Annotated in this window: 10 protein-coding genes; 7 read left to right on the plus strand and 3 right to left on the minus strand. The window is 45.7% G+C overall.

Annotated elements, in window-relative coordinates; all coding sequences use genetic code 11:
• Nucleotides 1–82: 82 nt before the first annotated feature.
• The 4 genes from MJB10_RS06650 to MJB10_RS06665 are packed head-to-tail and all read left to right on the plus strand — an operon-like array spanning nt 83 to nt 4,183.
• A complete protein-coding gene (locus tag MJB10_RS06650; RefSeq protein WP_314802799.1) occupies nt 83–691 on the plus strand; it encodes a nucleotidyltransferase family protein in 609 nt (202 codons plus the stop codon).
• A 41-nt stretch (nt 692–732) separates the two neighbouring features.
• A complete protein-coding gene (locus MJB10_RS06655) occupies nt 733–2,868 on the plus strand; it encodes a xanthine dehydrogenase family protein molybdopterin-binding subunit (RefSeq protein WP_314802801.1) in 2,136 nt (711 codons plus the stop codon).
• Nucleotides 2,865–3,332 (plus strand): (2Fe-2S)-binding protein, encoded by a 468-nt coding sequence (locus MJB10_RS06660; protein WP_314802803.1) that lies wholly within the window; start codon nt 2,865–2,867, stop codon nt 3,330–3,332. Before MJB10_RS06655 ends, MJB10_RS06660 begins: the two co-directional genes overlap by 4 nt.
• On the plus strand, nt 3,326–4,183 hold the full coding sequence (locus MJB10_RS06665; protein ID WP_314802805.1) for an FAD binding domain-containing protein: 858 nt from the start codon (nt 3,326–3,328) through the stop codon (nt 4,181–4,183). Before MJB10_RS06660 ends, MJB10_RS06665 begins: the two co-directional genes overlap by 7 nt.
• Nucleotides 4,184–4,236: 53 nt before the next feature.
• Here the strand turns inward: MJB10_RS06665 and MJB10_RS06670 are convergent, their stop codons facing one another.
• The gene (locus MJB10_RS06670) at nt 4,237–7,233 is read right to left on the minus strand and encodes an efflux RND transporter permease subunit (protein WP_314802807.1); all 2,997 of its coding nucleotides are present in this window, start codon (nt 7,231–7,233) and stop codon (nt 4,237–4,239) included.
• A gap of 274 nt (nt 7,234–7,507) precedes the next feature.
• Here MJB10_RS06670 and MJB10_RS06675 point away from each other — a divergent pair, with 274 nt between their 5' ends.
• Nucleotides 7,508–8,269 carry a peptidoglycan-binding protein gene (locus MJB10_RS06675; RefSeq protein ID WP_314802808.1) on the plus strand — a complete coding sequence of 254 codons (762 nt, stop codon included), beginning with the start codon at nt 7,508–7,510 and terminating at the stop codon, nt 8,267–8,269.
• A 77-nt stretch (nt 8,270–8,346) separates the two neighbouring features.
• Here MJB10_RS06675 and MJB10_RS06680 read toward each other — a convergent pair whose 3' ends face one another.
• Together MJB10_RS06680 and MJB10_RS06685 are read right to left on the minus strand one after the other, a co-directional pair.
• Nucleotides 8,347–9,378, minus strand: a complete 1,032-nt coding sequence (locus MJB10_RS06680; protein WP_314802809.1) for an anthranilate phosphoribosyltransferase — start codon at nt 9,376–9,378, stop codon at nt 8,347–8,349.
• Nucleotides 9,375–10,025, minus strand: coding sequence for an ANTAR domain-containing response regulator (locus MJB10_RS06685; protein ID WP_314802811.1), 651 nt, complete (start codon nt 10,023–10,025; stop codon nt 9,375–9,377). The genes MJB10_RS06680 and MJB10_RS06685 overlap by 4 nt, the downstream gene beginning before the upstream one ends.
• 482 nt (nt 10,026–10,507) lie before the next feature.
• On the opposite strand from MJB10_RS06685, the gene MJB10_RS06690 reads away from it, so the two are divergent.
• Both MJB10_RS06690 and nirB read left to right on the plus strand, forming a co-directional pair.
• The gene (locus MJB10_RS06690) at nt 10,508–11,767 is read left to right on the plus strand and encodes a nitrate/nitrite transporter (RefSeq protein ID WP_314802813.1); all 1,260 of its coding nucleotides are present in this window, start codon (nt 10,508–10,510) and stop codon (nt 11,765–11,767) included.
• Between the two features lie 232 nt (nt 11,768–11,999).
• Nucleotides 12,000–14,426: a nitrite reductase large subunit NirB gene (nirB, locus tag MJB10_RS06695; protein ID WP_314802815.1), complete on the plus strand. Its 2,427-nt coding sequence runs from the start codon at nt 12,000–12,002 to the stop codon at nt 14,424–14,426.
• The last annotated feature ends 23 nt before the right edge of the window (nt 14,427–14,449 follow it).

Raw genomic sequence — 14,449 nt, forward strand, 5'->3', positions numbered from 1 at the left:
TGGATATATCCTTGGCTAATTCCCTCAGGTAATACGAAATATTCGGGAGCATATATTATAGGAAGCCAAAGAGGTGGAATCGATGGAAGCGATCATCCTTGCAGCCGGACTTTCAAGCAGAGCACATGATTTTAAAATGACTTTACAACTAGGGACAATGACCGTATTGGAGCATACCGTTTCAAAATTTGAAGGCATATGCAAAAGGGTTATCGTTGTAAGTGGATTTCAGTGCGAACGGATACAAGAAGCTACATCAGAGATGCAGAAGAAAAACAAATATAACATGGATATCGTAGATGTTGTTAATCCACATTTTGACCAAGGTATGTTTAGTTCCGTTCAAAGAGGCTGCAGAGAAGTGGAAGCATCTAGCTTTTTTATTACACCTGGAGATTGTCCCCTTGTCCAGAAGGAAACCATTTGGAAGTTAGCACAAGAAAAGGGGGAGGTTGTGATTCCAAGTTATCAATGGAAAGGCGGACACCCGATTAAATTAACAGGCGAGATAAAGACACGCATTCTTGAAGCCAAGCCTGATAGTAATCTGAGAGCAATTCTTCAACTATATGAAAAGAATTATATGAATATAGACGATCCTGGTGTCCTTATGGATTTGGATACGCCGAAAGATTTTGAGAAAGCAACTGAATATTACAACGAATGCAGCAGAATTTTAAAACTACCATAAGGGGTGCTGCTTCCATGAGTGCTAAGGATATTAGTATCTCTGTGAAAAAGAAAGATCACGATGGGAAAGTATCGGGTCAGCTCGCTTATTTAGGCGATGTGAAACTAGATTCTATGCTGTATGGTGTCTTGTATCGCTCACCTATCCCATATGGCAAAGTACGATCGATCCAGTTGCCGCCATTGCCTGAAGGGTATGAGAAAATTGGAGCCGAACACATCCCGGACGGGGCTAATTTTGTAAAATTGTTACATAAGGATCAGCCTATTTTTGCTAATGAATGGGTCAATTATATTGGTGAACCCATTTTCATGCTAGTGGGCCCTAAGTTAGACATTCTGCATCAATTAGTAGAGGAAGCCCAAGTGGATATGGAAGAACATCCAGCAATCCTTACTTTAGAAGAAGCCATTCAACAGAAGGATCAAACGGGCGTATTCGCTAGTCATGAATTTGGAGAAAGTCTCGAAGTGATACAAACTATCGAAACCAATGCACATCAAATCGTAGAAGAAGAGTACGAGACGGGTTATCAAGAACATGTTTATTTGGAACCCCAAGGCATGCTGGGGATTTATAAAGAGGATGAAATCCATGTAGAAGGATCGATGCAATGTCTCTATTATGTGAAAAAAGCGTTGGTAAGTGCACTGGCCTGTGATGAGGATGAGGTTAGGGTGATACAAAGTCCTACTGGCGGCGGGTTTGGCGGGAAGGAAGATTTCCCTTCGATGATGGCTTGTCATGTTGGCATAGCCGCTAAGGTTGTCAAGAAACCAGTTATGCTGCTGTTTGACCGAGCAGAGGATTTTGAAGTCACGACAAAGCGACATCCCGCCAAATTTAAATATCGAACGGCATTAGATGAAAAAGGAAATATTCTATGTATGCATGTAGAGCTCTTTCTTGATTGCGGAGCAAATGCAGGTTTAAGTCCTGTCGTTTTGCAGAGGGCATTACTGAACAGTGCAGGCGTATATAAAATTCCGCACTTTCATGCGAAAGGCTATGCGCTGAAAACCAATACGGTGCCGAATGGCGCTTTTAGAGGCTTTGGCGCACCGCAAAGCTTTGCGGCCATTGAAAGTCTTATGGGACACATTAGTCGTAAGCTAAAACGAGACCCCATTGCATATAAAAGAAACTATTTGGTGAAACAAGGTGATCACACTATTACGGGCGGGAAGTTTAAAGATCCTGTTTTGATGGAAGACATGATCAAAGATTTAATGCTTACAGTCGACTATACAAAGAAAAAAGAAGAGTTCCTCGGCTTTAACCAACAAAATAAGCGTTACAAAAAAGGGATAGGCGCTTCCTTTTTCTTGCATGGCTGTGGATTTACCGGCAGTGGGGAAAGAGACCATATTAAAGCAACTGTAAAATTAGTAAAAACAGAAAGCGATCAGGTACTGATCAAGATTTCAAATTCAGATATGGGTCAGGGCGCGCTAACCATTATGAGTAAAATTGTAGCGCGAGAGCTTGGACTGCCTTACAAAGATATCTCCTTTCCGTATCCAGATACGAAAGAAGTTCCTGATTCTGGTCCAACCGTCGCATCCAGAACCACGATGATTGTCGGCAAATTACTGGAACGGGCAGCAAGTAAAATGAAAGCTGGGTGGCTTTCAGGTGTATCTCAAGAGGTAGTGGAGCACTATGTACATGAAGAAATGATTCCATGGAATGAGGAGAAATTCTCTGGAGATGCTTATCCCGCTTATGCGTGGGGAGTCAATATGATTGAACTAGAAGTGGATACCTTAACTGGAAATGTTCGAGTGGAAAAGATTTACGGCAGTTATGATATAGGAAAAGCGATTGATGAACAAATTGTTAAGGGTCAGATCGATGGCGGCATGGTCCAAGGAATCGCTTATGGTTGTATGGAAAAAATGACGTCTAAATCAGGCAAAATCCAGCAAAAAAGCATTTCAGACTATGGCCCCCCAACGGCTATGGATGTCGTCCATATTGAAAGCAAACTCTATGATAATCCTTTTGCCGGAGGACCTTATGGCGCGAAAGGTGTAGGTGAATTGCCACTAACGGGAGGAGCGCCTGCTGTGCAAGCAGCGATTGAGGACGCCCTGCAAATATCGTTTTATCAAATTCCTGTTACGCCCGAATTGATTATCGAAAGTTTGACGAAGAAGGCGGGGGGAAGCTCTTGATTACATTTAACCTGAATGGAAGAGAAGTAGAAACAGAAGCTCCACCCACCATGAGATTAATTGATCTATTAAGAGACGAATTTCAGTTAATTGGTTCTAAGGAAGGCTGTGGGGATGGAGAATGCGGAACTTGTAGTGTCCTAGTAAATTCACTTTTGCATAATAGCTGCCTCGTACCTATCGGTGCCATTGAAGGAGCGGAAGTTATAACGATTGATGGATATTGTAAGACAGAACAGTTTCAACTATTAAGTGAATGCTATTCGGAAGCAGGTGCAGTTCAATGTGGTTTCTGCATTCCAGGAATGGTAATGGCAAGCGCTGCCATTTTATCCCAAAATCCTCATCCGACAGAAGAAGAGATTCGTGAAGGGATCTCCGGAAATTTGTGCCGTTGTACCGGCTATAACATGATTGTAGATGCGATTGACTTAGCAGCGAAAAAAGGTGAAGGCTTATGGTAATCAAAACCAATACATCTTACCGATACAAGCGTCTAGAAGAAACCCTTTCCAGGCTAAGTAAAGAAGAATGCCAAATTATTGCGGGCGGCACGGATGTCATGGTACAGCATAAAAGTCCAAGAGGTACACCTGCCAAGTTCGATAAACCCATTGTTTTTATCGATCAATTAAAGGAATTAAAGCAAGTATATAAGATGAATCATGATATTCATATAGGGGCTTGTTGTACCTATAGTGAAATGATGAAACATCCCCTCATACCTGGAATTCTAAAGAAAGCAATCAAAGAAATTGCCGCGCCAGCTATTCGAAATCGAGGGACGATTGGCGGGAATATTTGCAATGCCTCCCCTGCGGGAGATACTTTACCTTTGCTATATATCTATAACGCTAAAGTGCGACTGGTATCCGCTAAAGGGGAGCGCATGATTGAGATTCAAGATTTTATTCAAGGACCAAGAAAAGTAAACAGATTGAATGATGAAATCGTGAGAGAAATTATTTTGCCAGAAGTGCATGAGGATCTTACTCATTTTGTTTTTGAGAAAGTAGCTAACCGAAGAGCAGATGCCATAGCCAAAATATCGTTTGCAGGCTTGTTGCGTAGGGATGAAGGAAGGATTAGTGATGCTCGATTTGCATTCGGTGCTGTCGGACCAACCATTGTACGTTCCATGGATATTGAAAAAAAGTTACTGAGTGCAGCATTTCCGCTGGATAATAAGTTCATTGATGGGATTGTTGCTGATTTTGAGTGCCTATTAAAACCAATAGATGATGGGCGCTCTACCGCGGTTTATCGGAAAACAGTTGCACTACATTTATTGCGTCATTTTCTTGAAATGTATTGAAAGAGCAGCCCCCATATTGGCTAACTGGGGGCTGCTCTATTTTATACGATGAATTATTTCGCAGCTTCAAGCTGCTTTCTTTGACGCTTTGCTTTGCGGAAATGCAAGAGCTCATACACCGTAGGTACCATCACCAAGGTGAAGATGGTTGCGGAGGTAAGTCCGCCGATAACGACGACGGCCAAGCCTTTGGACACGATGCTTCCTTCTTCTGCTTTCGCAATGACAAGCGGTACCATCGCGCAGATGGTAGCGACAGCCGTCATCAGGATTGGACGCATACGCGTTGCCGCGGCTTCAAGCAAGGATTCACGAATGGTCATGTGTTCTTCGTTTTGCTTCACACGGTCGATCAAGACGATCGCATTCGTCACGACGATACCGATCAACATTAAGAATCCGAAGATTGAAGTTACGTCGAAGGACGTTTTCGTAATCATCATCCCAACGATGGCGCCAACTGCTGCGAATGGCAGGGACACCATACTTGCGATTGGTGCACGGAACGATTTGAACGTAATGACCATGATCAACAAGACGATACCGATGGAAATACCCATCGTCATGAACAAGTCAGCAAAATCGCTGGATTGCTGGGCGGATGCTCCACCTACGAGAAGGGTAACACCTTCAGGGAGTTTCAGGTCTTTCGTTTTCGTCGTTATTTCCTTATTGATTTTGGACAGTTTGGCCGAATCCACAAGTGCAGTCACACGCAAATATTGTTGGCCGCCTTTGTGTAGAATCGTATTGGATTCATTCGTTTTCTCAATTTTGGCAACCGATGTTAATGCGGCTGGTCCAGTTGCTGTCATAATTTGAATATTGGACAAGTCAGAAACAGTTGTAGGCTTAATCAAAGCATCTAGCACAACAGGAATTTCTTTGTTCTCCAGCTTCATGGAACCGATTGGGGTCGGGTTCATCAGAGAGCGGATCGTACCCGCAATTTCCTGTGGTTTCGCTAATGCTGGGTCCACTGTAATGGAGTAGCCTGGCTTCGTTACATTTTGGTTGCTATTTACTTTCTCAACGCCTTCAATATCTTTTACAGCTGCAATGACATCGGCAGCCGCTTGTTCCAAATTCTTAGAAGAATCGCCAGTGAGATCAACCGTAATTGCAGAGCCGCTGCCGCCATCGAAGCCGCCGCCGCCAGCATTTAAGTCAGCGTTCGGATATTTTGATTTTTGGCTAACCACTTGATCAATAAAATGTTGCGTGTCCGCATCCTTTTTAATGAAAACTAAATAACTAACATTGGTTGGAGGGGTAACATTTCCCCATTTGGCATTATCTTCGGTATTTCCTTGCTGAAGAATGAGATGGTCAAGTTCGCTTTGCTCCAGCATGAACTTTTCTAATTCAATTGCTTTCTCACGAATAGTCGCGATCGGCGTTTCAGGTGTGTAATTCAGGCTAATATTCAATTGACTTGCTGTTGAACCGCCTACGGCACCTTTCGGCATGGAGAAGTAAAGGGCGATGGAACCGCCGAAAAGGATGATAGAGATTAGGATCGAAAGAATCTTGTTATTCAAGCTCCAGGACAAAATCCCTCTGAGTTTTCTGGATTCTTTATGCTCTTTCAACTTCGTGTTGCGAAGCAGCCATGCGCTCATAATGGGCACTACCGTTAGTGCAACAAGCAACGAGGAAAGCAAGGAATACGTAACCGTTAAGGCGAAAGGAAGCAAGAACGCTTGCAGTGATCCTCCCAATAGTCCAAGAGGCAAGAAAACTGCTACGGTAGTTAACGTAGAAGCCGTGATGGCTCTAGCTACCTCACGTGTTGCATCGATAATTAACTCCTTGGAGAAGGCCTCTTTCTGATTTCTACGGAAAATGTTCTCGATGACGACGATACTGTCATCCACGAGTCGACCGACGGCGACAGCGACTCCGCCCAGCGTCAAGATGTTCAATGTTACGCCGGATTGGGAGAGCAGGAACAACGTTAAACCAAGTGATAATGGAATGGAAACAATCGTAATGAATGTGGAACGAATGTTTCGCAGGAAGATCAAGATTACGATCGTTGCAAACAATGCGCCTAACAATACTTCACGCATCATGCTGTTTACGGAAGTTACGACGGATTCAGCTGTAGAGTAAATCACTTCTGCCGTCGCATTCGGATATTTGGTTCCGATCTCATCGGCAATCTTCTTCACTTTTTCGCTGATGTCTACTGCATTGGAGCTCGTGTCTTTCGTTACAACTAATGTAAGGGAATCCTTACCGTTGATGCGTGTGAGTGTATCTTTGTTGGCAGCAACTTCAACCGTTGCAACATCTTTCAGTTTAACGCCAGGCGCAACCGTCAAATTGTTCAATGTATTTAAATCTTCAAGTTTACCGACGACTTTAATTGCACTCGTTTTACCGTCAATTGGACTTTCACCAACATTCACCGCAACATTCTGTCCTTGCAGCACGCCCATTAGAACTTGTGCAGGCAATTGCGCTTTTGCTAATTTATCTTTGTCTGGGTGAATAATAACTTGAGAAACAGAGGTTCCCCCAAGCACTACGCTGGCTAGACCTTTGATTTTTTGAAACTCAGGCAAGATCTTTTCTTGCGCCAGCTCAACATTTTGCTTCGTAATGCCATCTTTAAAGTTCAAGGATACCCAAGAAAGTGGAATCATGGAGGTGTTTAATCGAACCACAAAAGGCTTCGACATGCCAGCAGGAAGTACGATTGGGGCAATGGCCTCTTGCACACTCGCTTGGGCATCCTTCATTTTAATATCCGAGTCAAACGTCATATCGACTTTCATAAAGCCATCTGAGGATGTGGAGAAAATTTCTTTTTTGCCAGGTACACTGGATAACGCCTTTTCTATAGGTGTTGTTGCACTATCTAGCATGGATTTGGCGTCGTAGCCTTGACCTACAACAGTTACGCTAATCTGTGGAAAATCTGCGCTAGGCAGGAACTCCATCGGTAATTTAAAGTAACTGCCGATTCCAGTTCCAAGAATTAAAATGATCATGAAAATTACTGCAGCTTTGTTTCCGAATGCCCATTTAGTAAACCAAGTCACACGTCTCGCTCCCTTTCAACTTATCTCTTTAATGATCCAGTTCCAAGTATAGCAATAATTATCCGACATTGTATATGGCTTGAGTCGGGTTTCATCTCAGTCTGAAGGCGGAGTTCACGATTTCGTTATAGTTCCATAAAAGGTAGTTATTATGTGGCTTCACCCTGATAGCGAACTTTTCTAATGTTGGATAAATATTAAATAAAAGGTAACGATAAACCTATCGTCCAACGTGTGACGAGGATACTGAAGACGACGGGAAGTGAACGTACGCATGCTACAAGGGAAAAAACGTTTGATTTGGATTGCTCTCATCTGTGTGGTCTTGTTCAGCGCTTCCACAACGACTGTATTTGCCTATGGCAAAGGGGCCAAAGGTCCAGATGTCTACGCCGTTCAAGGGATGCTGAAATCGTTAGGGTATTATGCGGGACCGATTACAGGGTATTTTGGCAATCAAACACAAGCGGGGGTTAAAGCTTTTCAAAGTAGATATGGGCTGCCTGTAACAGGAAATGTAGACGATCAAACGCTGCAATCCATCCTCTGGGCTTATGGCAATCTCAAAATACCGAAGAAACCGCCAGCGCCTACGCCAGCTCCGACTCCAGCGCCAGCGCCGCCAATTCCGCAGGTGCCATCTACCTCAGGCTTAACTGTAGAAGAGCAGCAAATGCTGGATCTGGTCAACAAAGCACGCAGGGATGCGGGTCTTCCGCCTTTGACAGCAGACTTGGCTCTTACCAAGACAGCTCGTCTCAAAAGCCAGGACATGGTGGATAATAAGTATTTCTCACACGATTCACCGACATATGGTTCGCCGTTCGATATGATGGAGAAGTTCGGCATCGCGTACAATGCAGCAGGAGAGAACATTGCCTGCAATCAGAACGTACAAGCTGCGCATGACGCATTAATGAACTCGCCAGGCCATAGAGCGAACATCCTCAGCAAAGACTATACCCATATCGGGATCGGGATCGTTAATGGCGGTCCTTGCGGCAAAATGTTTACACAGCAATTCATTGGCAAATAGGCGCAAATCCTATCAAGCTTCAATGAACAAAAGGACCTCGTGGTTGCTTACACAGCCATGAAGTCCTTTTGTTTTTTTTAGGTGGCAGAAACGGGCTTAATTGCCTCGGTCCATTCCGTATACTTTTGAAGCGCAGCACCTTGATCAATCGCATGCCTTGCCATATAGATGCCTTCTTCAATCGATCCAGCCTTCTGGGCGACCCATAGACGAACGGCGCTGTTGAGAAGAACCATATTCAAGAACGGAAGCGGGGCATCTCCGCGTAAAACGGAAAGGGCCGTCTCCGCTTGGAGTTCAGCGGTCCACTCCATTTCAGGGACTTCTACCATAAGCTCATATATTTCAGGGTCGACGATGAATAGTTCGCTAGAATCGCCTTGGATTAAATAGGTACGAGTCCGCTTTTCCACACTCAAATCCTCGGAGCCTTCCATTCCTTGTACCACAATACCGCGGGTAACGCCTAATTCGATTAATAAGTTCGTAATTTTCTCAAAAACAGTACCATGAAACACGCCGACTGCCATATACGAGGCTTCTGTAAAGCGAAGTAATTTCTCTGCCGTATTGAACACCGTACGCAGTCCGAGTTCCTTACGGATTTGGCGCAGCTCGCCTAGCGGCGGACACCATTTCTCCGTAGGTGTGAAAAGAAAGCCTGTTCGCGCTGCAGCAGAGATTAAGGCTTCGCGTGATGCCTCAAGCGCCTGCACCCCCATCGCGGCGAGCACATCCGAGATCGTTATGCCCCATTTCGGCGGCATGCTTGGCGACCCGTGCAGCGTTGTTGGCAAACCGCATGCGGCTAGCACGAAAGCCGTTGGCAAGGTGGCGATGAACGTGCGCGTACGGCCATCATAGGGGCCCGCGCAGTCCATGCTGCCAGCCATTGGATACGTCGTGATACGCGCGCGGAGGGCTTCGATGAACGCTTTGATTTCATCGGGCGACTCCATCTTAATACGCTCCGCAACGAGAAATGCACCGATCTGTGCTTGTGTGGCGGTTCCAGATAAAATCAATTCAGCCGCTTGTGCAGCCTCTTCATACGTTAAATCCCTTGCTCCGCGTTTACCGCGTCCTACTTCTTTTAATAGAGATATCATCGTTTGCGGCCCCCTTTGTTTTGATCTTGCAGTATCTGATATACCTTCACGATGGAGGTGGCGACATCAACCATGCGCTTACGCTCATTCATAGCTTGTTTACGGAGAAAATCATAAGCCTCTGCTTCAGAAATGCCTTTGATTTCACAGAGGATTCGCTTCGCTTGATCGACCCATTTGCGCTCTTCCAGCTTGGAGAGCAATTGTTCACGTTCTTGCTGCCATTCCGTGCGTTGGAAGTAATGATTCACTCCCAGGAGCAACGCGCAGTGAATTTCCAAAGGGCTCATTTGAGGACCGATCAGTCCGTCGATGCCCCCGTCCATTTTACATTCATTAGAAGGAAAAGTATGTGTATCGCACCACCAGAAGACCGGTAGGCTTCTCTGTGCAAGCAATCGCGACCGCCAATCGGCGACACGATCAGGACTTACAGATAATAATACAGCATCTGCCTTCGGTATGATAAAAGAAATTTCTTTCATATTAAATGTAGAATAAATGCGAAATCCTAAATCCTTCAGAATTTCATCGGGCAAACCATTCTGTCCTTGGATGGTTTCCGTTCGTGCGGGTGATGACGGCTCAGAGGAGGCAGCTGAGCGAGTTGGATGAAACTCGTCGATCAGGATGAATGTTTGTAGCATGGGAATACCTCCATCTTTGGCAACATTAATTACATGGCAACTTGATGTTAGGTTTCGAGGTTGTTTACCAGTATTATACGGCAATACTATAGCATATGCACCTAAAATTTGTCGATATGCTACATGGAATCTTCGTTTCAAAATATTTGTGTTAAGTTTATTGACATAAAAAATTTCGCATCGTATAATCAAGGTAAGAAATCGGCACAATGATGTGCCACTCAACGAAGGCAACGGCGCCTATCCTCTTACAAGTACGTAAATGGATAGGCTTTTTATGTTCAACTATAGGCAAGAAGCAAGAATTACTCAATTTTATCAACATGCTGATCACGAGGACGTGGCAGCAGTGGCAATGAGGCCGATGAACATCCCGAAACCCTAGGGATTGTTTGTCGGCCTTTTCTGTCAACGTACAGTCAGAACCGAACAGGGTAGGAAATTAAAGAAGGCGCAAAGCCTCACAAAAGGAGAGGGATGGCATGGTTGATCGGAAAAGTTTTCTGCAAGTGGGACACAAAGGGTCATTGTTCAGTTCTTTTTTGTATTTTGACATGAGTTTCATGGTATGGGTTCTACTCGGACCGCTCGCTGTTATCCTCTCGAATGACTTTCACTTGAATGCGGCAGAGAAAGCGAATCTCGTTGCGCTGCCGACATTGGGTGGAGCTGTACTACGGCTAGTTCTTGGGGTGTTGACAGATAAGATTGGTCCGAAACGAACCGGACAGATTGGTCTCACGCTTACATTGATTCCTCTGCTCTATGGCTGGTTGTTTGCGGACACCATGGGAGAAATGTATTTCGTGGCGCTTATGTTAGGGATTGCAGGTGCGAGCTTTGCCGCTGCTTTGCCGCTCGCAAGCAGCTGGTACCCTCCGCAATATCAAGGCTTAGCCATGGGGATTGCAGGTGCTGGTAACAGTGGAACGATTTTCGCAACGCTCTTTGCAAACCGCCTTGCACAACATTATGGCAGCTGGCATGTGGTGTTTGGACTCGCATTAATCCCTATTCTCATTACATTAGTTGTATTCTCGATCTTAGCGAAGGATAGCCCGAATAAGCCAGCTCCGAAGAAGCTTGCAGAGTATGGCAAGGTTCTGAAACAAAGAGATTCCTGGTTGTTCTGCATTTTCTACAGCGTAACGTTTGGCGGATTCGTCGGCATGGCTTCTTACTTAACGATCTTCTTCAATACACAGTACGGTTTATCACCAGTTCGAGCAGCCGACTTTACGACATTATGTGTGATCGGCGGCAGCTTCTTCCGCCCAGTAGGCGGCTGGCTAGCAGATAAACTTGGCGGTATTCGCATGCTGATGGTGCTCTATGGCGTTGTTGGTCTGATGATGGCAGGCATCTCTACACTGCCGACACTTTCGCTTACGACTGTTATGCTCTTCATCGCGATGATGGCTTTCGGTATGGGAAATGGCTCGGTGTTCCAACTTGTGCCGCAACGTTTCCGTACGGAGATTGGTGTAATGACAGGTATTGTTGGTGCTGCCGGAGGCTTAGGAGGATACTTCTTACCGAAAATTCTCGGCAACTTGAAGCTGTCCACGGGTTCCTTCACACCAGGATTTCTAATTCTAAGCGGCATTGCGGTTTCATGCATCTTGATTATTGCCCTCGTGCAAGGTCAATGGAAACGAACTTGGATTGGCGAAGGCGGAAAAGTAAAAACGACAACGACAACAACAACGACAACTTCAAGTACAGGCACAGTTCAAGCATAGAGGTTGATCGAAACCGCTGGCCTTGAGGGCCAGCGGTCATCCGTAAAGTTTTTGCGCATGGAGCCTTCCTGTCAGGCTTTATGCCCAAAGACGTTACGACTAGCGTCTTTGCGAACTGCTCAAGCTCCATATCCCAATTTGTCATTTGGGAGCCAAGCTCCTGAATGACCTTTTTTACAAACAACTGCAATCAAATACGTTGTTCTAGTACATGGATGGAAGGATGATCACAATGACAGTCAAAAAAGAGAAGCTAGTTCTGGTTGGAAACGGGATGGCAGGCGTGAACGCCGTGGAACATTTGCTGAAGCTCGCACCAGATAAATATGAGGTAACGATTTTTGGAAGTGAACCGCATCCGAACTATAATCGAATCCTGTTGTCGTACGTTCTCTCTGGAGATTCCAAAGTAGAGGACATCGTAATCCATCCATACGAATGGTATGCGACGAACAATATTACATTGTATACGAATCAAACCGTAACGAGTATCGACACAGTCACGCAAACCGTGACCAGTGATAAAGGACTGACGGTCTCCTATGATAAGTTGATTCTGGCCACAGGTTCAAATCCGTTTATGATTCCACTGCCTGGTGCGGATAAAGAAGGCGTCATGGCGTACAGAACCATCCGGGATTGCGAGATTATGATTGAGTCAGCTAAAAAGTACAAGAAAGCGATTGTCATCGGTGGTGGCTTGCTAGGGTTAGAAGCGGCGCGCGGCTTCCTCAACTTGGGGATGAAGGTCGATGTCGTTCATATCGTGGATACGATTATGGAACGTCAGTTGGATCGCACAGCTTCTAAAATGCTGCAAGCAGCCCTCGAAGAACAAGGCATTCATTTCTTGCTGGAGAAACAATCCGCGGAAATCATTGGTGACAAACGGGTGACAGGTCTGAAATTCAAGGACGGCACCGTGGCGGAGGCGGATCTGATCGTCATGGCGGTAGGCATTCGTCCGAATGTGGCGCTAGCCAAAGAAGCGGGCGTGGAATGCAACCCGGGGATTATCGTCAATGACTATCTGCAAACGAACGTCCCGAATGTGTTTGCAGTTGGGGAATGCGCGATGCATAGAGGCATTGCGTATGGTCTCGTTGCTCCACTCTATGAGCAAGGCGCGGTGCTTGCGAAGCATTTGGCAGGCGTAGAGACAGGTCCGTATGAAGGCTCCATTTTATATACCAAATTGAAAGTATCTGGTGTTGATGTGTTCTCAGGCGGTCAATTCGTCGATGCCGAAGGCACCAAAGCGATTCGCATTCATGATGAGTTTACAGGTGTGTATAAGAAAGTTGTGATCAAAGAGAACAAAATTATCGGTGCGGTTCTTTTTGGCGATACGGCTGATGGAACACGGCTAATGCAGATGATTCGGGAAGAAACGGATATTAGCGGGATGAGCAAAACGTCGATTCTAACCGATTCGGGGGGCGGCAGCGGCGGTGCAGCTTCAGGTGTGGCGGATATGAAGAATGACGCGATTATCTGCGGTTGTAACGGTGTTACTAAAGGAACGATCTGCTCTGCTATTCGAGATCAGGGATTAACCACAGTCGATGAGGTGAAAAACTGCACAACAGCGTCTCGCTCCTGTGGCGGCTGTAAGCCGTTGGTCAGTGACCTGCTCGCCTTCACCCTCGGAGATTCTTATGATAAAAATGCGGCAAAAGAAACGATTTGCGGCTGTACGACACATACGCGTGATGAAGTCGTGGCGGCTATTCGCGATAAAGGTTTATCCAATGTTCGCGAAGTGATGAATGTCATGGCTTGGAAAAACGAAGAGGGCTGCTCCAAATGCCGTCCAGCATTAAATTACTATTTGGGCATGATTAGCCCTGAAACGTATAAAGATGACAGCACGTCCCGTTTCGTCAATGAGCGGATGCACGCCAATATTCAAAAGGATGGCACCTATTCCGTCGTCCCACGGATTTATGGCGGGGTCACGAATCCGACAGAATTGAAGCGAATTGCTGAAGTAGCAGAGCAGTTCAATGTGCCGACAGTGAAATTTACAGGTGGTCAACGTCTCGATTTGCTTGGTGTGAAGAAAGAAGACTTGACGGCTATGTGGGAAGCCTTGGATATGCCGTCAGGTTACGCCTACGGGAAAGCTTTACGTACGGTTAAGACTTGTGTTGGCGAGACGTTCTGCCGCTTCGGCACAGGTGATTCGATGGCTGTGGGCATTGAGCTGGAGAAACGCTTCGAGCGGTTGAATACACCAGCTAAAGTGAAGTTAGCAGTATCAGGTTGCCCGCGTAACTGTGCGGAATCGGGTATTAAAGATCTTGGCGTCGTATCTGTTGATGGCGGCTGGGAGTTGTATGCAGGCGGGAACGGCGGCGTGAAAGTACGCGTTGGCGATTTGCTGGCAACGGTCAAGACGGAACAAGAAATTATTGAATATACCGAAGCGTACCTGCAATATTACCGTGAAACAGGGAAATACGGCGAGCGTACGAGTGAGTGGGTACACCGAGTGGGAATCGAGCATGTGCGTGAAGTTGTCATGAATGAAGAAGAGCGCAAGCAATTGTGTGAGCGGATGGATAAAGCACTTTCCGTCACTCAAGATCCATGGAAGCAAGCGATCGATAGCAAGAAAATTCAACGTGACCTGTATGAAGTGGTAGAAATTAAATAGATAGAGGATATCCAGGGAGGAGC

This window comes from Paenibacillus sp. MBLB1832 (assembly GCF_032271945.1).
Lineage (GTDB): Bacteria > Bacillota > Bacilli > Paenibacillales > NBRC-103111 > Paenibacillus_E > Paenibacillus_E roseopurpureus.

Bases quoted from the DNA above. Each gene is read 5' to 3' on its own strand.
- MJB10_RS06690 (WP_314802813.1), top strand. From the start codon at position 10,508: ATGGTTGATCGGAAAAGTTTTCTGCAAGTGGGACACAAAGGGTCATTG.
- MJB10_RS06675 (WP_314802808.1), top strand. From the start codon at position 7,508: ATGCTACAAGGGAAAAAACGTTTGATTTGGATTGCTCTCATCTGTGTG.
- MJB10_RS06665 (WP_314802805.1), top strand. From the start codon at position 3,326: ATGGTAATCAAAACCAATACATCTTACCGATACAAGCGTCTAGAAGAA.
- MJB10_RS06680 (WP_314802809.1), bottom strand. From the start codon at position 9,378: ATGATATCTCTATTAAAAGAAGTAGGACGCGGTAAACGCGGAGCAAGG.
- MJB10_RS06685 (WP_314802811.1), bottom strand. From the start codon at position 10,025: ATGCTACAAACATTCATCCTGATCGACGAGTTTCATCCAACTCGCTCA.
- MJB10_RS06650 (WP_314802799.1), top strand. From the start codon at position 83: ATGGAAGCGATCATCCTTGCAGCCGGACTTTCAAGCAGAGCACATGAT.
- nirB (WP_314802815.1), top strand. From the start codon at position 12,000: ATGACAGTCAAAAAAGAGAAGCTAGTTCTGGTTGGAAACGGGATGGCA.